Annotated in this window: 23 protein-coding genes; 20 read left to right on the top strand and 3 right to left on the bottom strand. The window is 71.0% G+C overall.

From position 1 onward, the window contains the following. The first annotated feature begins 9 nt into the window (after positions 1-9). Positions 10-573: a GNAT family protein gene (locus G3I54_RS33455; protein WP_164620335.1), complete on the top strand. Its 564-nt coding sequence runs from the start codon at positions 10-12 to the stop codon at positions 571-573. On the opposite strand, the gene G3I54_RS33450 is transcribed toward G3I54_RS33455, so the two are convergent. Beyond that, positions 506-1,129: a GNAT family N-acetyltransferase gene (locus G3I54_RS33450; protein WP_164620333.1), complete on the bottom strand. Its 624-nt coding sequence runs from the start codon at positions 1,127-1,129 to the stop codon at positions 506-508. The two genes, G3I54_RS33455 and G3I54_RS33450, sit on opposite strands and share 68 nt — an antisense overlap. A gap of 130 nt (positions 1,130-1,259) precedes the next feature. Between G3I54_RS33450 and G3I54_RS33445 the strand changes: the two genes are divergently transcribed. From G3I54_RS33445 to G3I54_RS33420, 6 genes are all read left to right on the top strand, one after another. Then, a complete protein-coding gene (locus tag G3I54_RS33445) occupies positions 1,260-1,898 on the top strand; it encodes a CGNR zinc finger domain-containing protein (protein WP_164620331.1) in 639 nt (212 codons plus the stop codon). A gap of 66 nt (positions 1,899-1,964) precedes the next feature. Continuing rightward, positions 1,965-2,552, top strand: coding sequence for a sigma-70 family RNA polymerase sigma factor (locus tag G3I54_RS33440; protein ID WP_164620329.1), 588 nt, complete (start codon positions 1,965-1,967; stop codon positions 2,550-2,552). Further along, entirely contained in the window at positions 2,549-3,469 is a 921-nt protein-coding gene (locus G3I54_RS33435; protein ID WP_164620327.1) for a zf-HC2 domain-containing protein, read from the top strand. Before G3I54_RS33440 ends, G3I54_RS33435 begins: the two co-directional genes overlap by 4 nt. A gap of 130 nt (positions 3,470-3,599) precedes the next feature. Continuing rightward, entirely contained in the window at positions 3,600-5,981 is a 2,382-nt protein-coding gene (locus G3I54_RS33430) for a UvrD-helicase domain-containing protein (protein ID WP_164620325.1), read from the top strand. Positions 5,982-6,406: 425 nt separating this feature from the next. Beyond that, entirely contained in the window at positions 6,407-7,843 is a 1,437-nt protein-coding gene (locus G3I54_RS33425; RefSeq protein ID WP_164620323.1) for an NAD-dependent malic enzyme, read from the top strand. Positions 7,844-8,219: 376 nt separating this feature from the next. Continuing rightward, the gene (locus G3I54_RS33420; protein WP_003968811.1) at positions 8,220-8,501 is read left to right on the top strand and encodes an HU family DNA-binding protein; all 282 of its coding nucleotides are present in this window, start codon (positions 8,220-8,222) and stop codon (positions 8,499-8,501) included. A gap of 114 nt (positions 8,502-8,615) precedes the next feature. Here G3I54_RS33420 and G3I54_RS33415 read toward each other — a convergent pair whose 3' ends face one another. Then, positions 8,616-9,071: a DUF2000 domain-containing protein gene (locus G3I54_RS33415; RefSeq protein ID WP_164620320.1), complete on the bottom strand. Its 456-nt coding sequence runs from the start codon at positions 9,069-9,071 to the stop codon at positions 8,616-8,618. A gap of 49 nt (positions 9,072-9,120) precedes the next feature. Between G3I54_RS33415 and G3I54_RS33410 the strand changes: the two genes are divergently transcribed. After that, a complete protein-coding gene (locus G3I54_RS33410; protein ID WP_164620318.1) occupies positions 9,121-9,942 on the top strand; it encodes an AraC family transcriptional regulator in 822 nt (273 codons plus the stop codon). A 78-nt stretch (positions 9,943-10,020) separates the two neighbouring features. Here the strand turns inward: G3I54_RS33410 and murA are convergent, their stop codons facing one another. Then, positions 10,021-11,361 carry a UDP-N-acetylglucosamine 1-carboxyvinyltransferase gene (gene murA / locus G3I54_RS33405; protein WP_007450559.1) on the bottom strand — a complete coding sequence of 447 codons (1,341 nt, stop codon included), beginning with the start codon at positions 11,359-11,361 and terminating at the stop codon, positions 10,021-10,023. 287 nt (positions 11,362-11,648) lie between these two features. Here murA and G3I54_RS33400 point away from each other — a divergent pair, with 287 nt between their 5' ends. The 12 genes from G3I54_RS33400 to mycP all read left to right on the top strand — a co-directional run bounded on the left by G3I54_RS33400 (position 11,649) and on the right by mycP (position 26,661). After that, on the top strand, positions 11,649-12,209 hold the full coding sequence (locus G3I54_RS33400; RefSeq protein ID WP_030087559.1) for a YqgE/AlgH family protein: 561 nt from the start codon (positions 11,649-11,651) through the stop codon (positions 12,207-12,209). A 40-nt stretch (positions 12,210-12,249) separates the two neighbouring features. After that, positions 12,250-12,546: a DUF3039 domain-containing protein gene (locus G3I54_RS33395; protein ID WP_006124925.1), complete on the top strand. Its 297-nt coding sequence runs from the start codon at positions 12,250-12,252 to the stop codon at positions 12,544-12,546. 241 nt (positions 12,547-12,787) lie between these two features. After that, positions 12,788-14,092: an extracellular solute-binding protein gene (locus G3I54_RS33390; protein ID WP_164620316.1), complete on the top strand. Its 1,305-nt coding sequence runs from the start codon at positions 12,788-12,790 to the stop codon at positions 14,090-14,092. A gap of 2 nt (positions 14,093-14,094) precedes the next feature. After that, positions 14,095-15,081, top strand: coding sequence for a sugar ABC transporter permease (locus tag G3I54_RS33385; RefSeq protein ID WP_164620314.1), 987 nt, complete (start codon positions 14,095-14,097; stop codon positions 15,079-15,081). After that, complete coding sequence (locus G3I54_RS33380; protein ID WP_343240493.1) at positions 15,078-15,980, top strand: carbohydrate ABC transporter permease; 903 nt, start codon at positions 15,078-15,080, stop codon at positions 15,978-15,980. Before G3I54_RS33385 ends, G3I54_RS33380 begins: the two co-directional genes overlap by 4 nt. Positions 15,981-15,984: 4 nt before the next feature. After that, a complete protein-coding gene (locus tag G3I54_RS33375) occupies positions 15,985-17,700 on the top strand; it encodes a beta-N-acetylhexosaminidase (protein WP_164620312.1) in 1,716 nt (571 codons plus the stop codon). A gap of 339 nt (positions 17,701-18,039) precedes the next feature. Continuing rightward, complete coding sequence (locus tag G3I54_RS33370; protein ID WP_030087564.1) at positions 18,040-18,936, top strand: FAD binding domain-containing protein; 897 nt, start codon at positions 18,040-18,042, stop codon at positions 18,934-18,936. Continuing rightward, positions 18,933-20,660, top strand: a complete 1,728-nt coding sequence (locus tag G3I54_RS33365; protein ID WP_164620310.1) for a (2Fe-2S)-binding protein — start codon at positions 18,933-18,935, stop codon at positions 20,658-20,660. Before G3I54_RS33370 ends, G3I54_RS33365 begins: the two co-directional genes overlap by 4 nt. A 67-nt stretch (positions 20,661-20,727) precedes the next feature. Continuing rightward, the gene (locus G3I54_RS33360) at positions 20,728-23,088 is read left to right on the top strand and encodes a molybdopterin cofactor-binding domain-containing protein (RefSeq protein ID WP_164620308.1); all 2,361 of its coding nucleotides are present in this window, start codon (positions 20,728-20,730) and stop codon (positions 23,086-23,088) included. 127 nt (positions 23,089-23,215) lie between these two features. After that, positions 23,216-23,764 carry a hypothetical protein gene (locus G3I54_RS33355; RefSeq protein WP_343240492.1) on the top strand — a complete coding sequence of 183 codons (549 nt, stop codon included), beginning with the start codon at positions 23,216-23,218 and terminating at the stop codon, positions 23,762-23,764. Between the two features lie 60 nt (positions 23,765-23,824). After that, the gene (locus G3I54_RS33350) at positions 23,825-25,255 is read left to right on the top strand and encodes a hypothetical protein (protein WP_164620306.1); all 1,431 of its coding nucleotides are present in this window, start codon (positions 23,825-23,827) and stop codon (positions 25,253-25,255) included. Between the two features lie 23 nt (positions 25,256-25,278). Further along, complete coding sequence (mycP, locus tag G3I54_RS33345; RefSeq protein WP_164620303.1) at positions 25,279-26,661, top strand: type VII secretion-associated serine protease mycosin; 1,383 nt, start codon at positions 25,279-25,281, stop codon at positions 26,659-26,661. The last annotated feature ends 272 nt before the right edge of the window (positions 26,662-26,933 follow it).

The raw sequence follows: 26,933 nt of genomic DNA, 5'->3' as shown, positions 1-26,933 counted from the left end.
CGTGGCCGGATGAACGATCACCTTCACCCGCTCGCCCCCGACGTGACCTTCCGGCCCGCCGCACTCGCCGACGCGCCCTCCTTCGCCGCCGCCCTCACCCGCAACCGCGCGTACATGCGCCGCTGGGAGCCGGTACGCCCCGAGACCTTCTACACCGTCGAGGGGCAGGCCGCCCGGCTCACCGCGCTGCTGGCCGACCGGGACGCCGGGCGGTGCCGGCCCTGGGTGCTGGCGGACGCGGACGACCTGGTGATCGGCGCCTTCACGCTTTCCGGCGTCGAGAAGGGCCCCTTCCGCAACGGCCGCCTCGGCTACTGGGTCGACGAGGGCCACACCGGCCGCGGGCTGGCCACCGCCGCCGTCCGCGCGGTCTGCGACGAGGCCCGCGACCGGCTGGGCCTGCACCGCGTCGAGGCGGCGACCGTCACCGAGAACGCCGCGTCCCAACGGGTGCTCGCCAAGGCCGGGTTCGAGCGGATCGGCACGGCGCCCGGCTATCTGCACATCAACGGAGGGTGGCGCGACCACCATCTGTTCCAGCGGCTTCTGCACGACGATCCGCCGGCCGGCTGAGCGTCGCCGCCGCCGGGGCCTCACGCGTATGCACATGGCCGTCCAGCGGATAGTCGGGCGGCAGCGCCGGGATCACGCGTGCCAACGGGTATCCGCATTTCTCCGCGACCCGGCACGAGGCCTCGTTGTCCACCTGGTGCAGCAACTCCAGCCGGGTCGGGCCCTGTTCGCCGAAGTGCGTGAACGCCCAGTCGGTGAGCGCCGTCAGCGCCCGTGACGCCACGCCCCGGCCGCGCGCCGAGGCCGTCGTCCAATAGCCCACCTCCGCAAGGCCGCTCACCGGATCCGGCCGCTTCAGCACGATGTTGCCGAGCGGCTCACCGGCCCGCCCGCCCTCCGTCACGGCGAAGGCGAAGCGGGTGCCCGACGCCCACCCCGCACGCTGCGCCTCCAGCCAGTCGGTCGCCCCGTCCGGCCCGGTGACCTGGGTGTCCAGCCATCGCCGCATCGCCGGATCCTCGTACGCCCGCAGCAGCGCGGGCAGATCCTCCTCGCGCCACCGGCGCAGCCGCAACCCCGCGGAGCCGATCACGGTGCTCCCGTCGTACGGGTCCATACGTACCTCCCCCTCGTAACCCATGGCCGTCCACGGTACGGGGGCGGCGGCGGGGGTTCCGGCCGGGCCTCGACAGGAGCACTCTGGGGACGGTCGTTCCACCGGGTGACCCAGGGCGGTGAGCGTGATCATGGCAGCGGGCAGAGGTACGCGGACATGGCGGTTCGACGCGGGCCGGATCTGCCTCGATCTGGTGGCCACGGAGCGTGCGGGCGGGGTGCCCGGAACCTGCGAACAGCTCGACGGACCCGCGCACCTGGCCCGGTGGCTGACCGACGCCCGGCTCGTCCCGCCCGGCACCGTGCTGACGGCCCTGGACGACACCTGGGTGACCCGCTTCCACGAACTGCGCTCAACCGTCAGCCGTCTGATGGTGGCTCAGCTCGGCGGGCCCGAGGCCGACGGCGCACTGGACCAGCTCAACTCCTTTGCGTCCGGGGCGCCTCCGGGGCCGTGCGCGGTGCGCGGCGCGGACGGCGACCTGGTGCGGGCCCTGAGCTCCGCGCCCGACTGCGCGGGGCTCCTCGCCGTCGTCGCCCGGGACGCGGTGGACCTGCTCACCGACCCGGTCGCGCGGGCGGCCCTGCGCCGCTGCCAGGGCGAGGCCTGCCACCGGCTCTACCTGGACACCTCGCGCGGCGGGCGGCGGCGTTGGTGCTCCGGAGAGGTCTGCGGCAACCGCGAACGGGTCGCCCGGCACCGGCGCAGAACCCTGGCGACGCCCGAGGAGCGCGGTCCGGAGAAAGAAATTCCGCCCGGCGTTGAATGAACCGGCCCCCGCCCCCGTATCGATGGTCGAAGAGCTCGTTTCAGAGGTCTCGACCGGGAGGTTCGGGTGCGCAAGGATGCGGCCGTGGCCGATGACCGTCCGCACAGGGCACGACATCGCAGTGAGCCGCCCACGTCCCCCTCCGGGATACCGGACGAGGAACTGATGCGGGCGCTGTACCGCGAACACGCCGGGCCGCTGCTCGCGTACGTGCTCCGACTCGTGGCGGGCGACCGCCAGCGGGCCGAGGACGTGGTGCAGGAGACGCTCATCCGTGCCTGGAAGAACGCCGGCCGGCTCAACCGGGCCACCGGCTCCGTCCGACCCTGGCTGGTGACGGTCGCCCGGCGCATCGTCATCGACAACCACCGCAGCCGGCAGGCCCGGCCGCGCGAGGTCGATCCGTCGCCGCTGGAGGTCATTCCCGCGGAGGACGAGATCGACAAGGCGCTGTGGCTGATGACGCTCTCGGACGCGCTCGAAGATTTGACCCCCGCGCACCGGGAAGCATTGGTCGAGACCTACTTCAAGGGACGTACGGTCAACGAGGCCGCCGAAGTGCTCGGCGTTCCCAGCGGGACCGTGCGGTCCCGGGTGTTCTACGCACTGCGTTCGATGAAGCTCGCACTCGAAGAGAGGGGGATCACGGCATGAGCGACCAGCAGTGGCAGCCGTTCGGGCCCCGGCCTCCCGGCCACCGCACGCCGTCCGGTCCCTCAAGTCCCCCGTATACCGCGGGTCCTGCACACCCCTCAGGGCCCGCGCACCTCTCCGGCCCCGGCGGGCCGTTCGGCGTGGAACCCGAGGGGACCGAGCACGACGCGGCCGCCGCGTACGTCCTCGGCATCCTCGACGACGCGCAGGCGAGCGCCTTCGAGGCGCATCTCGCGGGCTGTGCCCGGTGCGCCGCGCATCTCGACGAGTTCGCCGCGATGGAGCCCATGCTCGCGATGCTCTCCGAGGCGCCCGCCGCCGTGCCCGGGGCCCGCCCCGTACCGCATGTTCCCGAGCGGCCCGCGCCCCGGGTGCTCGGCGGGCTGATGGACGAGGTCGCGCGCAAGCGGCACCGCCGTACCCGGCGCAGCCGCTATCTGGTCGCCGCGGCCGCCGCCCTGATCATCGGCGGACCGGTCGCCGCCTTCGCGGTCACGGCGGGCGACGACCGCGGCGGCGGTTCGGTGGCCGCGAGCGATCCGCACCCCACCAGCCCGGCCGAGGACGCCTTCTTCCAGCACATGACGGAGAAGGTCTCCGCGACCGACCCCACCACACAGGTCGGCGCGACCGTCGGCATGGAGGAGAAGGCCTGGGGCACCCACACGGTCCTGGAGCTGAAGAACGTCAAGGGACCGCAGAAGTGCAATCTGATCGCCATCTCCAAGAACGGCGAGGAGGAGGTCGTCACCTCCTGGTCCGTCCCGCAGTGGGGCTACGGCATCGAGGGCGCCACGAACCCGACGGCGAAGGCCCCGCTGTATGTGCACGGCGGGGCGGCGATGGACCGGAAGGACATCGACCGCTTCGAGGTGCGGACCTTCGACGGGGAACGGCTGGTGGAGATCGGGGCCTGAACCGCGCGCACCGCGCCTCCTCGCGCCCCGCCCGGTACGACGCGCGATCGGGATGCGGGCGACAGGTGCGCTCAGGCCCCCCTTCGCATAGGGTTGACGGCTGCCCAGTGCTGTTAAGAAGGGGGCCTCGGTGGCCGCGCAGGATGCCGCTGTCGAATCGCTGCGGGACCGGGAAATCGGTGTCGAGCAGGAGCATCTCGACCGTGTTTATCACCGCCTCGAAGAGAAGATCCACGAGGCGGAATTCCTTATGAACGACGCCGTGAAGCGCGGCCAGGTCGGTACGCCCGGCGCGCTCGCGGAGCGGGACGCCCAGGTGTTCCGGGCGGGGATCCACCTCAACCGGCTGAACAGCGAGTTCGAGGACTTCCTGTTCGGCAGGATCGATCTGCTGCTCGGCAAGGACGGGGAACGCGGCCCGGACGGCGCGTACACCTCCGTCGAACCCGCCGACGACACCGTCCGGGAGGACGCCACCGCCGACATCGCGGAAACGCTCCACATCGGCCGCATCGGGGTCCTGGACTCCGACTACGCACCGCTGGTGATCGACTGGCGGGCTCCGGCCGCCGCCCCGTTCTACCGCTCCACCCCGAAGGAGCCCGGTCGCGTCGTACGCCGCCGGGTCATCCGCTCCAAGGGCCGCAAGGTCCTCGGGGTCGAGGACGACCTGATGCGCCCGGAGCTGACGGCGTACCTGGACGGCGAGAAGCTGCCGGTGATCGGGGACGGCGCGCTGATGGCGGCGCTCGGCCAGGCCCGCAGCCACACCATGCGGGACATCGTCTCCTCCATCCAGGCCGAACAGGACCTGGTCATCCGGGCCCCCGCCGCCTCCGTCACCGAGGTCACCGGCGGCCCCGGCACCGGCAAGACAGCCGTCGCCCTGCACCGGGCGGCGTATCTGCTCTACCAGGACCGGCGGCGGTACGCGGGCGGCATCCTGATCGTCTCGCCCACCCCGCTCCTGGTCGTGTACACCGAAGGGGTGCTGCCCTCCCTCGGCGAGGAGGGCCAGGTCGCCATCCGCGCGATCGGCTCGCTCTCCGACGACGCGGCGGGCCTCGAAGGCGCCACCGCCTACGACGAACCGGCCGTGGCCCGGATCAAGGGCTCCTCCCGGATGCTCCACGTGCTGCGCAAGGCCGCCCGGGGCGCGCTGGAGCAGGGCAGGCCCGCCGCGCCGCGCGAGGACGCGGGCCAGCTCGCCTTCGACGAGGAGCCCGAACAGCGGGGTGCGACGACGCCTCCCAGCCGGCTGCGCGTCGTCGCCTTCGGGGCCCGGGTCGAGCTGGAGGCCGACGAGCTCCAGCGCATCCGGCACAACGCCCTGGGCGGCACCGCCCCGGTCAACCTGCTGCGCCCGCGCGCCCGCAAGCTGCTGCTGGACGCCCTGTGGAGCAAGTCCTCCGGACGCGGCCGGTACACCGACCCGCAACTGGTCGCGGAGCTGCGCTCCTCGTTCGACGAGGACGTCTCCACCGAGACCCCGTTCCTGGAGTTCCTCGACGCCTGGTGGCCCGAGCTGACGCCGCGCCGGGTGCTGGCCGCGATGGCCGACGAACGGCGTCTCGCCCGCTGGTCCCGGCGCATCCTCAACCAGGGCGAGGTGCGCCGCCTGGCCCGGTCGCTGAAGCGGCTGGACGCGGACGGCAGCGGTCCGCTCTCCGTCCACGACGTGGCGCTCCTGGACGAGCTCCAGGCGCTGCTGGGCACCCCGAACAAGCCCCGGCGCAAGCGCGAGGCGGACCCGCTGGACCAGCTCACGGGGCTGGAGGAGCTGATGCCGCAGCGCGAGGAGACCCAGTGGGAGCGGGCCGAGCGGCTCGCGGCGGAGCGCACCGAGTACGCCCACGTCATCGTCGACGAGGCGCAGGACCTCACCCCGATGCAGTGGCGCATGGTCGGCCGCCGGGGCCGGCACGCCACCTGGACGGTCGTCGGCGACCCGGCCCAGTCCTCCTGGTCCGACCCGGACGAGGCGGCCGCCGCCCGGGACGAGGCGCTCGGCTCCCGGCCGCGCCGCCGCTTCACCCTCACCGTCAACTACCGCAACCCGGCGGAGATCGCGGAGCTGGCCGCGAAGGTGCTGGCGCTGGCGATGCCCGGCATGGAGTCCCCGGCGGCGGTCCGCTCGACCGGGGTGGTGCCCCGCTTCGAGCCGGTACGCGACGGAGACCTGGCCGTCACGGTCCGCGAGGAGGCCGCCCGGCTGCTCGCGGAGGTGGACGGCACGGTGGGCGTGGTCGTCGCGATGAACCGCCGCGCCCAGGCCCGCGAGTGGCTCGCGGAGCTGGGGGAGCGGGTGGTGGCGCTCGGCAGCCTGGAGGCCAAGGGGCTGGAGTACGACGCCACGGTGGTCGTCTCGCCCGCGGAGATCGCGGACGAGTCCCCGGCCGGTCTGCGGGTGCTGTACGTGGCGCTGACCCGTGCGACGCAGCAGCTCACGGTGGTCTCGGGGGAGCGGGACCTGCCGGACGAGGACGGGGTGCCGGACCTGCTGAGGGACTGACACGGGGCCGGTCGGGGAGGGTTTCGCGAGTCAACCCGGCGCACGGGAATCACTTTTCCGGGGTGTTTGTTACCTTGGTACTGGCACCGGCTCGATCCAAGCCCCCGGGCCCAACCTTCGTCGCTTCGAGCGACCACTTGCCGCGAGGCGAGCATGGCGGGCCGGTGCCACCTAGACGTAAAAGACAGACCCGCGTCACCTTCTGGTGGCGCGGGTCTGTTCTCGTTGCAGGGGTCCCGCCCGCCGCTTTCCGGTCCGTTGGGGGGTTCCGCCGAACGGGTGGTTTCTCGTATGGTGGAAACTACTTTCCGAAAGATGCAGTCATTACCGGCTACCAGTCGGTAGGTGCGACGATCGGGAAGCGTGTCCGGAACGAGTGTTCCGGATGCGCGGCAATGAAGCTAAGGAAAGCGAAGGACTCGGCCATGGCAACGGCGCCCAGCGTCTCGTACTCGATGACGGTCAGGCTGGAGGTGCCCGCGAGCGGCACCGCGGTCTCCCAGCTCACCACGGCCGTGGAGTCCTCCGGCGGCTCGGTCACCGGCCTCGACGTGACCGCTTCCGGCCACGAGAAGCTGCGGATCGACGTCACCATCGCCGCCACTTCCACCTCGCACGCGGACGAGATCGTCGAAGGTCTGCGCGACATCGAGGGCGTCGTGCTGGGCAAGGTCTCCGACCGTACGTTCCTCATGCACCTCGGCGGCAAGATCGAGATGGCGTCCAAGCACCCCATCCGCAACCGTGACGACCTGTCGATGATCTACACCCCCGGCGTCGCCCGCGTCTGCATGGCCATCGCCGAGAACCCCGAGGACGCGCGCCGCCTCACCATCAAGCGCAACTCCGTCGCAGTTGTGACGGACGGCTCCGCGGTGCTCGGCCTCGGCAACATCGGCCCGATGGCCGCGCTGCCCGTCATGGAGGGCAAGGCGGCCCTCTTCAAGCGCTTCGCCGGCATCGACGCCTGGCCGATCTGCCTGGACACCCAGGACACCGACGCCATCGTCGAGATCGTCAAGGCCATCGCCCCCGGCTTCGCGGGCATCAACCTGGAGGACATCTCCGCGCCGCGCTGCTTCGAGATCGAGGCCCGGCTGCGCGAGGCCCTCGACATCCCCGTCTTCCACGACGACCAGCACGGCACCGCGATCGTCGTGCTGGCCGCCCTCACCAACGCACTGCGCGTGGTGGGCAAGGGCATCGGGGACGTACGGGTCGTCATGTCCGGTGCCGGAGCGGCCGGTACGGCCATCCTGAAGCTGCTCATCGCCGCGGGCGTCAAGCACGCCGTCGTCGCCGACATCCACGGTGTGGTGCACGCCGGGCGCGAGGACCTGGTCGCCGCCGACCCGGACTCGCCGCTGCGCTGGATCGCCGACAACACCAACCCCGAAGGCGTCACCGGCACCCTCAAGCAGGCCGTCGTCGGCGCCGACGTCTTCATCGGCGTCTCCGCCCCGAACGTCCTGAACGGCGACGACGTCGCCGCGATGGCGGACGGCGCGATCGTGTTCGCGCTCGCGAACCCGGACCCCGAGGTCGACCCCGCGATCGCCCGTCAGACGGCCGCGGTCGTCGCCACCGGCCGCTCCGACTTCCCCAACCAGATCAACAACGTGCTGGTCTTCCCGGGTGTCTTCCGCGGTCTGCTGGACGCTCAGTCCCGCACCGTCAACACGGAGATGATGCTCGCCGCGGCCGGCGCGCTGGCCGATGTGGTCGCCGAGGACGAGGTCAACGCGAACTACATCATCCCCTCGGTCTTCAACGACAAGGTGGCGGGCGCGGTCGCCGGAGCCGTCCGGGCCGCCGCGAAGGCCGCCGCGGGCCCCGGAGCGGCCACCTCCACCTCCGTCTGACCCCACCGTTTCGGGGGCCCCGCAAGGGGTACCCGCGGGACACCCCGGGCCGCACCCGCCCGTGCCGTACGGCGCGTCGCGGGTCGCGGCGCCCCAAACGCCCCTTTAGGGTGGGCGGGCAGTGGGCCCTGCGGGGCCCGGCATCCGCTGCGGACCGCTCGGCCAAGTCGACGGAGCGTCACCACGAGCAAACCGTGGCGCTTTTCATTGACCCCGAAGGGTTCCGGATTGGCTTTCCCGCCGCTGGTGGGGGCAGGATGCGTAATCGGGCGAGAGGGTCTGACATCAGACCCGGGTCCGGGGACTGTCAGAGGGCCCTGGCAGCATCGGCTTCGATCTCACGCCTCACAGGCAAGAAGAACACGGGAGTAACAACATGAACCGCAGTGAGCTGGTGGCCGCCCTGGCCGACCGCGCCGAGGTGACTCGCAAGGACGCCGACGCCGTGCTGGCCGCGCTCGCCGAGACCGTCGGTGAGATTGTCGCCAAGGGCGACGAGAAGGTCACCATCCCCGGCTTCCTGACCTTCGAGCGCACCCACCGTGCCGCTCGCACCGCTCGCAACCCGCAGACCGGCGACCCGATCAACATCCCGGCCGGCTACAGCGTGAAGGTCTCCGCGGGCTCGAAGCTCAAGGAAGCCGCCAAGGGCAAGTAACCCTCAAAGGCGCAACAGAGGGCGGCCACTCCCGACCAGGAGTGGCCGCCCTCGCGCATGCCAGGGGCACATGCGCCCCGCACAGCGCCCGTCGGCGGGTCCGGGGCCCGGACCTCACGGATGCATGCGCGCGCCCTTGAGGACCTTGTCCACGGCGTTGCGCGGCCCGTACACCGCGAGCCCCACCAGATCGAGCGCGTCGCGCCCCACCGCCCGTACGGCCGCCCGGTTGTCCCGGTCGTTCCCCGTACCGAACAGGTCCGAGGTGAACACGGCCACCGTCAGGGACCGGGCGAGCGCCTTCGTGTGCGCGGCGGTCAGCGTCTCCTTCGCCCCCTCGAAGACCAGCACCGGCTGCCGCAGCATGGGCAGGTACGCGGTCGCGTCGGCGTCCTCGTAGGGCTCGCCGATCACCTCGGGCGCCGCGGTTCCCAGGCCGCTCACCAGGAAGGCGGTCACGTTCAGCCGCTGCCAGGTCTCCAGGTCGTCGCGGAGCAGTACCGCGATCTTCGTGTCGAAGCGGACGGGAGCGGCCTCGCCGCCGCTTGCGTTCTCGTGCGTGTTTCCCATGCTCCGAGACTGACCGCCGCCCCGCCGGAGCGTCTTGTACGTTCTTGGCGTGACCCGCGTGAGCCGCCCGCAGGAGATCTCGGCCTGGCGACCGTCCGTCGCCGGTGTCGTGGAGGTCTTCCACGCCCGCTTCACCGAGCACGCCTACCCCATGCACGTCCACGAGGCATGGACGCTCCTGATCGTCGACGACGGGGCCGTCCGCTACGACCTGGACCGTCATCGGCACGGCACCCCGGACGGCACCGTCAGCCTGCTTCCGCCGCACGTTCCGCACAACGGTTCGCCCGCCACCCCGGACGGCTTCCGCAAACGGGTGCTCTATCTGGACATGACGCAGCTCGACGCGAGCCTCATCGGGTCCGCCGTGGACACCCCGGACCTGGCCGACCCGCTGCTGCGCACCCGCGTCGGCCGGCTGCACACCGCCCTCGCCGACCCGGGCGACGCGCTGGAGGCGGAGAGCCGCCTGGCGTTCGTCGCAGAGCGGCTGCGCGGCCATCTGCGGCCCCTGGAGGGCCCGGAGCGGCCCCGGCCGGGGCCGGGCGTCGCCCGGGACCTGCGCGAGCTGCTGGACGAGCGGCTGCGGAAGGGCGTCACGCTCGCCGAGGCCGCCCGGCTGGTCCACGCGCACCCGACCCATCTCGTACGGGCCTTCAGCGCGGCCTACGCGATCGCGCCCCACCAGTACGTGACGGCCCGCCGGGTCGACCTCGCCCGCCGCCTGCTGCTGGACGGCGTCTCCCCGGGGGAGGCGGCCACCGCGGTCGGCTTCCACGACCAGTCCCACCTCACCCGGCACTTCAAGCGGATCGCCGGCACCACCCCGGGCCGCTTCGCCGGAACAGCACGGCGCCCCGGCCCTCGGTGAGAGGACCGGGGCGCCGGGGTGCGCAGCGCTGTGTGCGGCAGCACTGTGCGGGCCGTCCACGGCACGCGGGCGGGCGGGTCAGACGAGCGAACCGCCCGGCAGCTCCACCTTCGCGCCGAGCTTCTCCAGCTTCTCCATGAAGTTCTCGTAACCGCGGTTGATCAGGTCGATGCCGTGCACCCGGGAGGTGCCCTGCGCCGCCAGCGCCGCGATCAGATACGAGAAGCCGCCCCGGAGGTCCGGGATGACCAGGTCCGCGCCCTGCAGCTTGGTCGGTCCGGAGACGACCGCCGAGTGCAGGAAGTTGCGCTGGCCGAAGCGGCAGTCCGAGCCGCCCAGGCACTCGCGGTACAGCTGGATGTGCGCACCCATCTGGTTGAGCGCGGAGGTGAAGCCGAGCCGCGACTCGTACACCGTCTCGTGGACGATCGACAGGCCGGCGGCCTGCGTCAGCGCCACGACCAGCGGCTGCTGCCAGTCGGTCTGGAAGCCGGGGTGCACGTCCGTCTCCAGCGCGATGGCGTTGAGCGCGCCGCCCGGGTGCCAGAAGCGGATGCCCTCGTCGTCGATCTCGAAGGCCCCGCCGACCCGGCGGAAGGTGTTCAGGAAGGTCATCATCGAACGCTGCTGGGCGCCGCGCACATAGATGTTGCCCTCGGTCGCCAGCGCCGCCGACGCCCAGGAGGCCGCCTCCAGGCGGTCCGGGATCGCCCGGTGGGTGTAACCGTCGAGCTTGTCGACACCGGTGATCCGGATGGTCCGGTCGGTGTCCATGGAGATGATCGCGCCCATCTTCTGCAGTACGCAGATGAGGTCCTCGATCTCCGGCTCGACGGCCGCGTTGGACAGCTCGGTGACGCCTTCGGCGAGCACCGCGGTGAGCAGCACCTGCTCGGTGGAGCCCACCGACGGGTACGGCAGCCGGATCTTGGTGCCGCGCAGCCGCTGCGGGGCCTCCAGATACTGGCCGTCGGCCCGCTTCTCGATGGTCGCGCCGAACTGGCGCAGCACCTCGAAGTGGAAGTCGATCGGCCGGCCGCCGATGTCGCAGCCGCCCAGGCCCGGGATGAAGGCGTGGCCGAGGCGGTGCAGCAGCGGGCCGCAGAACAGGATCGGGATGCGCGACGAACCCGCGTGGGCATCGATGTCGGCGACGTTCGCGGACTCGACGTGCGAGGGGTCGAGGATCAGTTCGCCCGGCTCGTCGCCGGGGCGGACGGTGACGCCGTGCAGCTGCAGCAGTCCCCGGACGACCCGTACGTCACGGATGTCGGGAACGTTGCGGAGGCGGCTGGGCCCGCTGCCGAGCAGCGCGGCGACCATTGCCTTCGGCACCAGGTTCTTGGCGCCTCGGACGCGGATCTCGCCCTCCAGCGGGGTGCCGCCGTGGACAAGCAGGACATCGTCTGTGCCGGTCATGTATCTCGCGTTCCGGAGTGGTCGGGCAGGGGGCCAACGAAAAGGGTAATGGCCTCCTACCCCCCTTCCGTAAGGCGAAGGGGGGTGTACGAACGTCATGAATCCGCCACAACACCCTCCGCACACCCGATCTTGCGGAGGGTTACCGTCCGGATGGCCCACCGCGCCCCCGCCGAACAGTGCGCTCCCCGTGCCTCCGTGCGCCCTGAGCTGCGCTCGGTCTCCTGAGGGCGGCATCACGGTCACTCGGCCCCCGCGGAGGGCGAAGATGCGGGATCATTCCTGCCATGACCGAGGTGTCCTCGCTCACAGGGCGACTGCTCGTGGCCGCACCCGCCCTCACGGACCCGAATTTCGACCGCGCGGTGGTGCTGCTCCTCGACCACGACGAGGAGGGCTCCCTCGGCGTGGTCCTCAACCGCCCGACCCCGGTCGGCGTCGGTGACATCCTCGCGTCCTGGGCCGGCCTGACCGGTGAGCCGGACGTCGTCTTCCAGGGCGGCCCGGTCTCGCTCGACTCCGCGCTCGGCGTGGCGGTGATCCCCGGCGACGAGGGCCCGCTCGGCTGGCGCCGGGTGCACGGGGCGATCGGCCTGGTCGACCTGGAGACTCCGCCGGAGCTGCTCGGCCCCGCCCTCGGGTCGCTGCGGATCTTCGCCGGATACGCGGGCTGGGGCCCCGGTCAACTGGAGGGCGAGCTGAACGAGGGCGCGTGGTACGTGGTCGAATCGGAACCCGGCGACGTCTCGTCGCCGCGCCCCGAGCGGCTCTGGCGTGCGGTGCTCCGCCGCCAGCGCAGCGAGCTCGCGATGATCGCCACGTATCCGGACGACCCTTCGCTCAACTGAGGGCCGCTGAAGGCCGCGGCTTTCAGTACCCTTGGCGGTTATGAGCACTCTTGAGCCCGATCGCGGGGCAGGTACGGGGACCCTCGTCGAACCGACGCCGCAGGTGTCGAGGGGCGACGGCGACCACGAGCGCTACGCCCATTACGTCCAGAAGGACAAGATCATGGCGAGCGCCCTGGAGGGCACTCCCGTGGTCGCGCTGTGCGGCAAGGTCTGGGTACCGGGGCGCGACCCCAAGAAGTATCCGGTCTGTCCCATGTGCAAGGAGATCTACGAGTCCATGGGCGCCGGCGGCGACAAGGACAAGGGCAAGGGCGGCGGCAAGGACAAGAAGTAGGTCCGCTCCCTCACTTCGCTGCCAGGCCCCCGGGGCGCGCGTCACCGCGCGCCCCGGGGGCCTTCCCCATGTCCGCTCACGGAAGGTGACCGGACGGTCGCGTTGCACGGGCTGCATCCGCTGGTCACAGAGTGGTGGAGACCACTTGTCGGCGTCGGGACACGGATCTACTCTCCTGCCAGTTGTGCAGAACGAAACGCACGTTGCACATGGTGCAACGCATGACCGGTAGGGGTTCCGGATGAAGCTTTCTGCCCGAATTGCCGCCCCGGCTGCGGCGCTTGTGCTGGCCGGCCTCACCGCCACCGCCTGCGCGCCGCAGACCTCCGACACCAGTGCGAAGGGTGACGAGAAGAGCGGCACGCTCCGTGTCTGGCTCTTCCAGGAGGTCGGCAACAAGCCCAAGGAGAAGGTCGTCGACGCGGCCGTCGCCGACTTCGAGAAGGCCCACAAGGGCGCGAAGGTCGAGGTCGAGTACATACCCGTCGACACCCGCGCGCAGCGCATCAAGGCCGCGTTCAACGACCCCAAGAGCGCCCCGGACCTCATCGAGTACGGCAACTCCGACACCGCCGGATACGTCAAGGACGGCGGACTCGCGGACGTGACCGAGGAGTTCGGCGCCTGGGACGAGGCCAAGGACACCGACCCGATCGCCAAGCAGTCCGTCACCGTCGGCGACAAGGTCTACGGCGCGCCCTTCTTCGTCGGCGTCCGGGCCCTCTACTACCGCACCGACGTCTTCAAGGACCTCGGCATCGATCCCCCCAAGTCCCAGGCCGAACTGATCTCCACCGCCAAGAAGATCCACAAGGCGAAGCCCGACCTCTACGGCCTCGCGGTCGGCGGCGCGTACACCTACGGCGCGATGCCCTTCATCTGGGCCAACGGCGGCGAACTCGCGGGCGAGAGCGGCGGCACGTACAAGTCCGGCATCAACAGCGAGAAGTCCCGCAAGGGCATCGAGGCCTACACCTCGCTCTTCGGCGACGACAACTGTCCGGCCGCCAAGTGCGCCTCCATGGGCGGCAACGCCACCGTGACCGCCTTCGCCTCCGGCAAGGCCGCCATGGCCATCGGCGGCGACTTCAGCCACGCCGCCGTCGAGGCGGGCGCGGTCAAGGGCAAGTACGCCGTCGTCCCGCTGCCCGGCGTCGCCCCGAACTCCATCGCCCCCGCCTTCGCCGGCGGCAACAACCTCGGCGTTCTCAAGAGCAGTTCGCACCGCACCCTCGCCGTCGACCTGATGAAGTCGCTGACCGGCAAGAAGACCCAGGCCGAGATGTTCGACGCGATGGGCTTCCTGCCCACCTACACCGACGTCCTGGACAACGCCGCGAAGAAGCAGCCCTTCGTCGCCCCGTTCGTCCAGACCCTCGGCGCGGGCGCCAAGTTCGTGCCCGCCTCGCCCGCCTGGGGCCAGATCGACGCCTCGCTGATCCTGCCGACGATGTTCCAGGAGATCGTCTCCGGCCGTAAGGACGTGGCCGAGGCCTCGGACGACGCGGCGAAGAAGATGGACGCGGCCTTCACCGAAGCCGGCTGACGATGACCACGCACACCTCTCCGCTCAAGGCGCCGCCCGCGGGCGCGGCCGGGACGGGCGGCGGCGCCCCGGCCGCCCGCCCGTCCCGGCGCGGCCGGTCCGTGTCCCCCAGGGGCCACTCCGGCTGGACCCCCTGGCTCTACCTCCTGCCCGCCCTCGTCCTGCTCGCCGGACTGCTGGTCTACCCGATCTACCAGCTCGGCCTGATCTCGTTCCTGGAGTACACCCAGGCCCAGGTCAGCGGCGGCGAACCCACCACCTTCCAGGGCTTCGGCAACTACGCCACCCTCTTCAACGACAGCCAGTTCTGGCAGGTCCTCCTCGCCACCGTGCTGTTCGCCGCGGCCTGCGTGGTCTCCACCCTGTTCGTCGGCTGCGCGCTCGCCGTCCTGCTCACCCGCATCCGCGCCCTGCCCCGGCTCGCGCTGATGATGGCCGCGCTCGGCGCCTGGGCCACCCCCGCGATCACCGGCTCCACCGTCTGGGTCTTCCTCTTCGACCCAGACTTCGGACCGGTCAACAAGGTGCTCGGGCTCGGCGACTTCTCCTGGACGTACGGCCGCTACAGCGCCTTCGCGCTCGTGCTCCTCGAAGTCCTGTGGTGCTCGTTCCCGTTCGTGATGGTCACCGTGTACGCGGGCATCCGGGCCATCCCCACCGAAGTGCTGGAGGCCGCCTCGCTGGACGGCGCGTCCCAGTGGCGGATCTGGCGCACCATCATGGCGCCGATGCTCAAGCCCATCCTGATCGTCGTCACCATCCAGTCGATCATCTGGGACTTCAAGGTCTTCACCCAGATCTACGTCATGACCAACGGCGGCGGCATCGCCGGCCAGAACCTGGTGCTCAACGTCTACGCCTACCAGAAGGCGTTCGCGTCCTCGCAGTACAGCCTCGGATCGGCGATCGGCGTCGTGATGCTGGTGATCCTGCTCGCCGTCACGCTCGTCTATCTGCGTCTCGTACGCCGCCAGGGGGAGGAACTGTGAGCGCGACGACCGACAGCTCCGTACGCGACAGCCCTGTACGCAAGGGGACAGGCGGCCTACGCACGCTCCTGCGCGTCAAACGCCCCGGCAGGCTGGCCGCCGAGGCCGCCGCCCTGCTCATCGCCGTCGCGGTCGCCTTCCCGCTCTACTGGATGGTGCTCTCCGCGTTCAAACCGGCCGGGGAGATCCAGTCCACCGACGCCCGCCCCTGGACGCTCGCCCCCTCGCTCGACTCGTTCCGCCGGGTCTTCGAACAGCAGGACTTCGGCCGCTACTTCCTCAACAGCCTGCTGGTGGCGGGCACGGTCGTCATCCTCTCCGCGCTGGTCGCCTTCCTGGCCGCCACCGCCGTGACCCGCTTCCGCTTCAAGTTCCGCACCACGCTGCTGATCATGTTCCTGGTGGCGCAGATGGTGCCGGTGGAGGCGCTGACCATCCCGCTGTTCTTCCTGATGCGGGACTTCGGCCAGCTGAACACCCTCGGCTCGCTGATCCTGCCGCACCTCGCCTTCTCGCTGCCGTTCGCCATCTGGATGCTGCGCGGCTTCGTCAAGGCCGTCCCCGAGGCCCTGGAGGAGGCCGCCTACATCGACGGGGCCAGCCGCACCCGCTTCCTGTGGCAGATCCTCTTCCCGCTGGTCTTCCCTGGCCTCGTGGCGACCAGCGTCTTCTCCTTCATCACCACCTGGAACGACTTCCTGTTCGCGAAGTCGTTCATCATCAGCGACACCTCCCAGTCGACGCTGCCGATGGCGCTGCTGGTCTTCTTCAAACCGGACGAGAACGACTGGGGAGGGATCATGGCAGCCTCGACGGTGATGACCATCCCCGTACTGGTCTTCTTCGTACTCGTACAGCGACGCCTCGTCTCCGGACTGGGCGGAGCGGTTAAGGACTGATGTCATGACACCCGAGGACAGGACGGCGACGGACTCCGCGGACCCCGCGGCTCTCGGTCTGATCCCGGCCCCGCGCACCCTGACCCCCGCCCCCTTCGGACCGTACGCACTGGACCGCGAGACCCCGCTGAGCGCCGCACCGGGCACGGAGGGCGTCGCCCACTGGCTGCGCACCACGCTCGGCGCGGCCACCGGACTGCCCCTGCCGGAGGCCGGCGGCACGAGTGCCGTTACGGACACGGGTGCGGGCACGGGCACGGGTGCGGGCGACCGGGGCATCGTGCTGGCCCTCGACGCCGCGCTCGCCCCCGAGGCCTACCGCCTGGCCGTCGAGGCGGACGCCGTACGCCTCACGGGCGGCAGCGCGGCGGGCGTCTTCCGGGGCGCGCAGACCCTCCGTCAGCTCCTCGGCCCGGACGCCTTCCGCCGCGCACCGCTCGCCCCCGGACGCACCTGGCAGGTCCCGGCGGTCGTCGTCGAGGACGAACCCCGCTTCGGCTGGCGCGGTCTGATGCTCGACGTCTCGCGGCACTTCCTGCCCAAGGACGACGTCCTGCGCTATCTGGACCTGATCGCCGCCCACAAGCTGAACGTCTTCCACTTCCACCTCACCGACGACCAGGGCTGGCGCATCGAGATCAAGCGCTACCCGCGCCTCACCGAGGTCGGCTCCTGGCGCTCGCGCACCAAATACGGCCACCGGGCCTCCGAACTCTGGGACGAGACCCCCTACGGCGGCTTCTACACCCAGGACGACATCCGCGAGATCGTCGCCTACGCCGCCGAGCGGCATATCCGGGTCGTCCCCGAGATCGACATCCCGGGCCACTCGCAGGCCGCGATCAGCGCATACCCCGAGCTGGGCAACACCGACGTCATCGACACCACCACCCTCTCCGTCTGGGACACCTGGGGCGTCAATCCGAACGTACTCGCCCCCACTGACAACACCCTGCGCTTCTTCGAGGGCGTCCTGGAAGAGGTGCTGGAACTCTTCCCCGCCGAGACCTCGCCCTTCGTCCACATGGGCGGCGACGAGTGCCCCAAGGACCAGTGGAAGGAATCCCCGCTCGCCCAGGCCCGGATCGCCGAACTCGGCGTGAAGGACGAGGACGGGCTCCAGTCCTGGTTCATCCGGCACTTCGACGCCTGGCTCACCGCACGCGGCCGCCGCCTCATCGGCTGGGACGAGATCCTCGAAGGCGGCCTCGCCGAGGGGGCCGCGGTCTCCTCCTGGCGCGGTTACGCCGGCGGCATCGCGGCCGCCGAGGCCGGGCACGACGTGGTCATGTGCCCCGAGCAGCAGGTGTATCTGGACCACCGTCAGGACGGCGGCCCCGACGAGCCGATGCCCATCGGGTACGTCCGGAGCCTGCAGGACGTCTACCGCTTCGAGCCCGTCCCGCCGGGCTTGAGCGAGGAGGCGGCCCGTCACATCCTGGGCACCCAGGCCAACGTGTGGACCGAGGTCATGCAGAACCGGGCCCGCGTCGACTACCAGGTCTTCCCGCGCCTCGCCGCCTTCGCCGAGGTCGCCTGGTCCGCCCTGCCCGCCCCCGCCGACCGGGACTTCGCCGCCTTCGACGCCCGGATGACCGCCCACTACGCCCGGCTCGACGCCCTCGGCGTCGACTACCGCCCGCCGGGCGGCCCGTACCCCCGACAGCGGCGCCCCGGCATTCTCGGCCGCCCGATCGACGGAGTGCCCCCGGTGGTGTGACCGCCTGCCCCGGCCCGTCGGCCGCAGCCGTCCTCGGAGAGCCCTCCGGGACCGCTGCGGCCGACGCGCGTCCGGGGCAACACCCCTGCCGACGCGCGCCGGAGCGAGGGCGCGAACGGCATAAGTCGTACAAGCCTCGCTGAAGAGTGGCAATTCACCCTCCTCGCCGAAGAAGTGCGAAACCGGAACATCCCGCAGGTCAGGGACGGATCCACCCTTCGCGGACCCTCGCGCCGGTCCGATCGGAAGATGTGCCAGAGTTGCCACGTCCGGGCTGTGAACACGTACCGTACGGCGGAACAGGCGGGACAGCCGGGAGACCGGGAAGGGGCAGCTGGGTTGACCACGCACGCACCGCAGGCGACGCAGTCGGTGACGCTGCCGGCCTCGTTGGACGAGGCCGTGGCGGCACTCGGCGCCATGCCCGCAGCCGTTCCGGTTGCCGGGGGCACGGACCTGATGGCAGCCGTCAACAAGGGGCTTCTGCGCCCCTCGGGGCTGGTCGGCCTGGGCCGGATCAGCGAGCTGCGCGGCTGGCACTACCAGGACGGCCACGCGCTGCTCGGCGCCGGGCTCACCCACGCCCGCATGGGCCGCCCCGACTTCGCCGCCCTCATCCCCGCCCTCGCCGCCTCCGCCCGCGCCGCGGGCCCGCCCCAGATCCGTAACGCCGGCACCCTCGGCGGCAACATCGTCACCTCCGCGCCCACCGGGGACGCCCTGCCGGTGCTGGCCGCGCTGGAGGCCGAGCTCGTCATCGCCGGCCCCGGCGGCGCCCGCCGCGAGATCCCCGTCTCCCACCTGCTGGCCGGCCGTGAACTGCTGGAGCCCGCGGAGCTGATCGGCTTCGTCCGCGTACCGCTGCTGCACGCCCCGCAGGTGTTCCTGAAGGCCACCGGACGCACCGGACCCGGCCGCGCCACCGCCTCGGTCGCCATCGTCCTGGACCCGGCCCGGCGCGGCGTGCGCTGCGCGGTCGGCGCGATCGCCCCGATGCCGCTGCGCCCGCTGGAGGCGGAGCGCTGGATCGCCTCGCTGATCGACTGGGACGGCGAGCGGGGCCTGGCCCCCGACGCGCTGGCGGCCTTCGGCGAGTACGTCGCCGCGGCCTGCATCCCGGACCACGCACCACCGGCCGACGGCACAGAGGCCCCGCCGCTGTCCCCGGCCGTACTGCACCTGCGGCGCACCGTCGCCGCGCTCGCCCGACGCGCGCTGGGGAGGGCACTGTCGTGAGCAATGAGGAATTCCCCGACCAGCACGGGCAGCAGGGACAGGGGCACTCCGAGGGCCCGGACCCGCGTTACGGCGGCTGGGAGCCGACCCCGCAGGGCGACGGCTTCGACGCCGACGCCACCGCGTTCGTCCACCTGCCGCCGGAGGACCTGGCGAACATCCCGCTGGCCGCGCCCGGCCACGGGTACGTCCCGCCGATGATCGTTCCGCTGACCCCGGCCGCCGGTCTGGACCCGGCGGCGACGGGCAGCTGGGTGATCCAGACGCAGACCCAGCAGGCGCAGGCCGAGCAGCGCGCCCAGGAGGCCGCCGCCGCACACGAGGCCGCCGCCCGGGAGACCGGCGCGGTCCACTGGCCGGACCCGAACCAGCAGGGCGGATACCAGGGCCCCTACCAGGACACGTCGCACGCCACGGCCCAGTGGAACTTCACCGAGGCCTTCGGTGAGACGCCGGCGGCTCCGCAGCAGGGCGCCCCGGAAGCGCCCGGTCCGGCAGCACCTGGTCCGGAAGCACCCGGTCCGGAAGTGCCTGGTGCGGCCGGAGGCGCCGACCACACGGGCCATGCCGGCCACACCGACCTCTCCGGCCACACGGGCCACACGGGCCAGTGGACGATCCCGGTGGCGGACGGGGATCTCCCGGACGAATCGGGCGAGTTCCTGGCCTCGGCGCACACCCCGCAGTGGTACGCGGACAGCGCCCGCCCGGCCACGCTGCCCGGCGGCGCCCCCGCCCCCTGGGCCACGCCGGAACCGGAGCCCGCCCCCGCCCCCGTAGCGGAGGACACCCCGGAAGCGGAAGCGGAACCGGAACCGGAACCGGAAGCGGCGGCGGACGATCCGGCAGCAGCCCGCGCGGCAGAGGCGGATCAGGCGGCCGCGGACGCACAGACCGGCACCCCCGCCGACACCGGCACCGAGGGCCCCACCGCCGAGCGACCCGACCCGGCATCCGCCGCGACGGAGGACACGGCGCCCGAGCTCTCTCCCGAGGCCGAAGCGGAAGCAACGGCGGAGGCAACGGCGGAGGCAGCGCCCGACGCGATTCCGGAAGCAGTCCCGGACCAGAACGCCGACCTCGTTCCCGCCCCCGTGCCCACCCCCGCGCCCGCTCACCTCGACACACCGAGCGAGCACGCCTCCGCGTCCTACCTGCTCCATGTGAACGGCGTGGACCGCCCGGTCAGCGACGCCTGGATCGGCGAGTCCCTGCTCTACGTGCTCCGCGAGCGCCTCGGCCTGGCCGGGGCCAAGGACGGCTGCTCGCAGGGCGAGTGCGGCGCCTGCAACGTCCAGGTCGACGGCCGGCTGGTCGCCTCCTGCCTGGTGCCCGCGGCCACGGCGGCGGGCAGCGAGGTGCGTACGGTCGAGGGCCTGGCCGTCGACGGCGAACCCTCCGACGTCCAGCGCGCCCTGTCCGCCTGCGGAGCCGTCCAGTGCGGCTTCTGCATCCCCGGCATGGCGATGACCGTCCACGACCTGCTGGAGGGCAACCACGCCCCCAGCGAGCTGGAGACCCGCCAGGCCCTCTGCGGCAACCTCTGCCGCTGTTCCGGCTACCGGGGCGTGCTCGACGCGGTAGCGGACGTCGTCGCGGCCCGCGAGGCGACCGCCGAGGCGGCCACGGCGGTCCAGGACGAGGCACGCATCCCGCACCAGGCCGAGCCGGGCGCCGGCGGCGTACAGCACGGGCCCCACCCGCACGAGGGAGAGGCGCTGTGAGGCACGCCCGCGGCCCCGCCGTACACGAGCAGCACCAGCAGCACCCGGCGAACGACAAGGAGGCGGCGTGAGCAGCGACGCAGCCACCGCGGCCAACGCGACCAGCACCGGCCTGCCCAGGATCGACGCGCTGAGCGGCGGACCCGGAGGCGGCCCGGACCAGGACCAGGAGCTGCCCCAGATGGGCCTCGGGGCGTCGCTCCCCGCCGCCGACGCCCGGGCGAAGACCGAGGGCACTTTCCCGTACGCCGCCGACCTCTGGGCCGAGGGACTGCTGTGGGCGGCCGTGCTGCGCTCCCCGCACCCGCACGCGCGCATCCTGTCCATCGACACCTCGGCGGCCGAGGAGATGCCCGGGGTGCGGGCGGTCGTCACGCACGAGGACGTGCCGGGGGACAGCAACTACGGCCGCCATGTGGTGGACCGCCCGGTGTTCGCCTCCGACCTGGTCCGCCACCACGGCGAGCCGATCGCCGCGGTCGCCGCGGACCACCCGGACACAGCACGGCTGGCCGCCGCCGCCATCGCCGTGCAGTACGAGGTGCTGGAGCCGGTCACGGACCCGGAGAAGGCGTTCGCGGCCGAGCCCCTGCACCCCGACGGCAACCTGATCCGGCACATCCCGCTGCGCTACGGCGACGCGGAGGCGACGGGCGAGGTCGTCGTCGAGGGCCTGTACCGCATCGGCCGCCAGGACCCGGCCCCGATCGGCGCGGAGGCCGGTCTCGCCGTGCCCCGCCCGGACGGCGGCGTCGAGATCTACACCGCCTCCACCGACCCGCACACCGACCGCGACCTGATCGCCGCCTGCTTCGGCCTGGAGCCGGACCGGGTCAAGGTCGTCGTGACCGGGGTGCCGGGCGCGACCGGCGACCGCGAGGACCCGGGCTTCCAGATCCCGCTGGGCCTGCTCGCGCTGCGCACCGGCTGCCCGGTGAAGCTGGCCGCGAGCCGCGAGGAGTCCTTCCTCGGCCACACCCACCGCCACCCCACCCTCCTGCGCTACCGCCACCACGCGGACGCGGAGGGCCGGCTGGTCAAGGTGGAGGCCCAGATCCTCCTGGACGCCGGCGCGTACGCGGACGCCTCCGCGGAGTCCCTGGCGGCGGCCGTGGCCTTCGCCTGCGGCCCGTACGTCGTTCCGCACGCCTTCATCGAGGGCTGGGCGGTCCGGACGAACAACCCGCCCTCGGGCCATGTGCGCGGCGAGGGCGCGATGCAGGTCTGCGCGGCGTACGAGGGCCAGATGGACAAGCTGGCCGCGAAGCTGGGCATCGACCCCGCCGAGCTCCGCCTGCGCAACACCCTCTCCACCGGCGACATCCTCCCCACCGGCCAGACGGTGACCTGCCCGGCCCCCGTGGCCGAACTGCTCCGCTCGGTCCGCGACCATCCCCTCCCCGCCCTCCCGAAGGACGCCCCGGAGGACGACTGGCTGCTGCCGGGCGGCCCCGAGGGCGCGGGTGAGCCGGGGGCGGTGCGCCGGGGCGTGGGCTACGGCCTGGGCATGGTCCACATGCTCGGCGCCGAGGGCACGGACGAGGTCTCCACGGCCACGGTCCGGGTCCACGACGGCGTGGCCACCGTCATCTGCGCGGCGGTCGAAACCGGCCAGGGCTTCACGACCCTCGCCCGCCAGATCGTCCAGGAGGTCCTGGGCGTCGACGAGGTCCACGTAGCGGCGGTAGACACCGACCAGCCCCCCGCCGGCCCGGCGACCCACGGCCGCCACACCTGGGTGTCGGGCGGGGCGGTGGAGCGCGCGGCGAAGATGGTCCGCACCCAGCTCCTCCAGCCGCTGGCCCACAAGTTCGGCATGTCCACGGAGCTGCTCCAGATCGCCGACGGCAAGATCACCTCGTACGACGGCGTGCTCTCCACCACCGTCACGGAGGCCCTGGACGGCAAGGAACTCTGGGCCACCGCTCAGTGCCGCCCGCACCCCACGGAACCACTGGACGAGTCGGGCCAGGGCGACGCGTTCGTCGGCCTCGCGTTCTGCGCGGTACGGGCGGTGGTGGACGTCGACATCGAGCTCGGCTCGATCCGCGTGGTCGAGATGGCGGTCGCCCAGGACGTGGGCCGGGTCCTCAACCCCGCTCAACTGGCGATCCGCATCGAGGCGGGCATCACCCAGGGCATCGGCGCGGCCCTCACGGAGAACCTCCGCACCGCGAGAGGCCTGATCCGCCACCCCGACCTCACCGGCTACGCCCTCCCGACCTCGCTGGACGCCCCCGACATCCGCATCGTCAAACTGGTCGAGGAACGCGACGTGGTGGCCCCCTTCGGCGCGAAACCGGCCTCGGCGGTTCCGGTCGTCACGGCCCCCGCCGCGGTGGCCTCGGCAGTCCGTTCCGCAACGGGCCGCCCGGTGAACCGACTCCCCATCAGACCCCAGGCAGCGGTGGCAACGCCCAAGCCCTGACTGGCTCGTTACCGCCGTCGGGGCAGTGTGATGCGCATTGCACGTGCAATCAAAGGGTGCGAGCTGTCACCGATGCTGGCTACAGTGATCCTCGAAGCTGTACCAGCAGGACAACGGGGAGGGTGTTGTGGCGACGGGAGAGGGCTCCGAAGGGGCCGGCTCCTCCGGGGGGCTCTTCGGGGGATTCATTGGGGGCGCCGTCGCTGCGGCGCAAAGTGCGGTCACAGAGCTTTACACCGAGCTGGAGTCCTTCACCAAGTTCCGCGACCGCATCGACGAGATCCTCGTGGACCTGAAGGCATCACCGGCGGACGCGAAGAAGCTGGGCGAGATCTCCATCAAGGACAGCCAGTTCGGCGACGTGTCCTGGCCGGAGGCGAAGGGCATGTTCGCCTCGTACGAGAAGGTCGTAGGCGAGCTGGAGACCTTGTCGAAGCTCCTCTCGGACTCCATCGAGGGCATGAGCATCGCGGTCCTGGCGTCGCACAAGGGCTACGACAACATGGACCAGGACATCCGCGACCGCATGCTTGCGATCAAGACGGGTGTGGAGCAGCACTATCCGAAGCCGGACAAGGCGGAAGCGCCTGTGACCAAGCAGAGCGGCGACCAGCCGGCAGAGGTTCCGTCGTCCAGTGGCGACACTTCGGGCACAGACGGACTCTCATGGGAATAGTGATCACGCGTACGGCACGGGACCGGATGGGGGAGCGGGATGGCTAGCGGGTTCGAAGGCATGACCCACGAACAGATGCTGAAGTGGCTGGACCAGGCCAACAGCGTTGCGGTGCGTGGGGCCGCAGACCGGCTGAAGTCGGCGGCTGAGGAGATCCACAAGATCGCCGAGGAGCTGAAGGTCCGTCCTCAGATCGTGCAGTGGAAGGGCGACGGCAGCGACGCGTTCCGCACCTGGACGGCGAACCTGGCGAACGAGACTTTGCGCCTCGGCGAATACAGCGCGGGCGCGGCCAAGTGGCTCACACAGGCATCCCACGCGATCACCCATGCCAAGACCACCATTCCCCGCACCATCCACAAGGGCGCGGAGGCGAACCTCGAAGCGGCGCTGGAGGCGAGGAACGACCCGGACGCCGCAGCCATTGCGAAGAAGGCGGAGGCCCAGATCGCGGCCAACGACTCCGCCCGCCACGAGGCTGCGCAGCGCATGAAGGCTCTGTCGGAGGCGTACAACCAGTCCACGATGGAGATGGACCGGTTGGAGAAGCCCACGTTCCCGCCTCCGCCGGTGGCGATCGTGCCGAAGGAGGAGACCAACTTCGACGGCACAAGGGGCATTGGTCCAGCCACGTCGGGCGGTAGCAGCCCCTCATCGAGTGGCGAGGTGGTGCGCCCGGTATCTGGTGTCGACGGGAGTGTGTCCCGAGGTGGTCCAGACGTAGCTGCGGTCAGGCCTCCTGTGCCGACGCCGCCGGTGGTTCCGCCGGTGGATATGGGCATCGACAGTGTTGCGACGCTTCCCGACACGCCTGCACTGCCGTCAGCGACTCCGGCTCAAGGGCAGCCTGGCGGGGGAAGGCCCGACGTCGGCCTTCCGCCTGTCGTCGGTGGAGCTCCACCGATCCTGAACAAGGGTGTTGTTCCGCTGCCGTCGACTAACGGCTCAGGCCGGCCGGTAAGTGCCGTGCGGCCTTCTCTGGCCATGCCAGGGCCAAACGGTCCTGGTAATGGGCAGGTCGGACGCCCCTCTCCGGCCAACGGTATCGTCGGCGGCCGACCTGCTCCGCAGACCGCGGGGCGGCCCGTGGGCGGCCTGCCGCGTGGACTGGTGGTCGGCGGCGAAGGCGTTCACGGTGGTCGTGCACCGATGATGCACGCGCCGGGCGGTGCAGTTGGAAGCGGGCAGAGCGGCATCATCGGCGGACGTCGACTTGCCGGCGAAGCAGGCGGAATGGTGGGTGGCCGCCCGCAGCAGCCCGGCCAAACCGGCGCACGACCATTCACGCCTGGAGGCACGGGCCTTGTGCGAGGAGCGGCGTCAGGCGAAGGCGCACGCAGCGCGGGTGCGATGGGGCGAGGTGCCGTGGGCTCGCAGCGTGCTGGTGACTCACGTCGGGACGAGGGCAGCGAGAGGCCTGACTATCTGACGGAGGACGAAGAGACGTGGCAGCAGGGATCCCGGCGCGTAGTGCCACCGGTTATCGACTAACCAACACCTGGTAAGGGAAACGCATGCCCATCGGCAGTCAGCGAAAAGTGCGCATCCGTGCCGTTCTCGTATCGGTGATCGGACTGCTGGTAGGTAGCGCCACACCGGCTTATGCGGATTCTATGAGGTCGATGCAGTGGCACCTCGATGCCATGAAAGCCGAAGAGATGTGGGCCATGAGTACCGGGACGGGTGTCACGGTCGCGGTGATCGATACCGGTGTCGATGACTCCGTCCCTGACCTGCAGGGTCGTGTGCTCAAGGGCAAGGACTTGGCCTTGAACGCCTCGGGAGACGAGCACACCGATCCGGACGGTCACGGTACTCGAATGGCTGCACTGATTGCTGGAACAGGTAAGGGGAATGGGGGAGGTGGGGCTTTTGGGCTGGCCCCGGGCGCGAAGATCCTACCGATTCGAATGACCCCTGGAGAGAAGTTGAATACCCAGGCGGAAGGGTTGAGGGACTTCAACAGATCTGTGCCAGAGGGGATTCGGTATGCTGCTGATTCCGGCGCGAAAATCATCAATCTCTCTCAGGGTGCAGAGGCGGGTTCGCGAAATCTCGACGAGGCCGTTAAATACGCCTTGAGAAAGGGATCTTTGATCTTCGCTGCCGTCGGAAACGATGCAGATAAGGGAAACAAGATCATGTATCCGGCGTCAACTCCTGGAGTAGTGGGCGTCGGCGCGATCGGCAGAGACCTCAAGAAGGCCGATTTCTCTCACTACGGGCCTCAGGTGGATCTTTCCGCTCCGGGCGAAGACATGGTTCAGGCCTGTACTAGCAAGACTGGCTTCTGCGAGTCGTACGGCACCAGTGCCTCCACCGCCATCGCCTCAGCCTCCGCCGCCCTGATCTGGTCCAAGTACCCGAACTGGACGAACAACCAGGTCCTCCGGGTCATGCTTGACACGGCTGGTGGCCCGACCAGCGGTGCCAAGCGCAACGACTACGTCGGCTACGGCGCAGTGCGTCCGGGGGCGGCGTTGACGAAGCCCGGCGACCCAGGCCCGGCCGATGAGTACCCTCTCCCGGACCTGGCGGAGGCGGAGGCCGCAGCGAAGGAGAAGCCCTCCGCGGAGCCGTCCAAGGCTGCTGACGGCCCGGCGAGGTCCCTGGAACCTGCCACGGCCGCTTCGGGTGACGACGACGGTGGTGACACAGGTCTTTGGATCAGCCTCGGTGCCGGAGCGGTGGCCTTGGCGGGTGTCGTGTGTGCCCTGGTGGTCGCCCGGCGCCGGCGCGCCGCGGCCGCTGCCGTGCCGCAGGCCTATCAACAGCCGTATCCACACCAGCAGCACCCTCAACCGCCGCATTCTCCGTACGGCTCACCGCAGAACAGCCCGTACTCCGATGCGTCCTACGGACCTCCACCCGGCCAAGGGCCGGGCCCCGTCGGTTGAAAGGGCCTCACCAGTCCTCGCGCATGGGGAGGAGGCTACGGGCGAGAAGGTATGGGTTCCGCGACGCGCTTGTGTCTCACGCAAGGGCGAAAGGCGAGATGGCTGATTCCGTCCAGAGGAGGACGGACAGATTCTGCAGCAGAGCGCCTGACCCGTCGTGCTGGTGATCGACTGAGCAGCAAGAATCCAGAAAAGGGGAATGGAATGGGTGCTACCAGTGCAGCCATTGCCCGGCGTGGGGCCGTCCTGTCCTCTGTAGTGGCACTGCTCTT

The sequence above is a fragment of the Streptomyces sp. SID14515 genome (assembly GCF_010548505.1).
GTDB lineage: Bacteria > Actinomycetota > Actinomycetes > Streptomycetales > Streptomycetaceae > Streptomyces > Streptomyces caviscabies.
Note: the sequence above shows the minus strand (reverse complement) of the source record. Positions and strands in the feature narration are given on the sequence as shown.